Source organism: Arthrobacter sp. B0427-1-12, from assembly GCF_059092905.1.
In genome coordinates, this window is the sequence record NZ_JBNHIC010000219.1 from 1 (window position 1) to 450 (window position 450).

General features: G+C 70.9%; 1 protein-coding gene. It reads right to left on the reverse strand.

Annotated features, from left to right (window positions below):
* A partial coding sequence (locus AC5RWU_RS24640; protein ID WP_493986792.1) for a zinc-binding dehydrogenase occupies positions 1-450 on the reverse strand: 450 nt, incomplete at both ends.

Sequence of the window (450 nt, forward strand, 5' to 3'; positions counted from 1 at the left end):
CGATGCTGATGCGTTCGGTGACGAACGCGTCCAGGTCGAGGCGGCCCAGCTTGTACTGCTCGACCAGCATGGGGAAGTCGCGGGAGGGCAGGCAGTCCCCGTACCAGGAGGACTTCAGCGCGCCGCCGCGGCCGAAGACGTCCAGCAGCGGCAGCTCGATGGTCATTTCCGGGGTCGGGACGCCGACCAGGACCACGGTGCCGGCCAGGTCGCGGGCGTAGAAGGCCTGCCGGTAGGTTTCGGGCCGGCCCACGGCCTCGATGACCACATCGGCCCCGTTGCCGCCGGTGAGGGCCCGGATGGCCTCCACCGGGTCCTGGCTGGAGGAGTCCACGGTGTGGGTGGCGCCGAGCTCCTTGGCGCGTTCGAGCTTGTTGGCGTCGATGTCGACGGCGATGATCGTGGTCGCACCGGCCAGCTTGGCGCCGGCGATGGCGGCGACGCCGACGC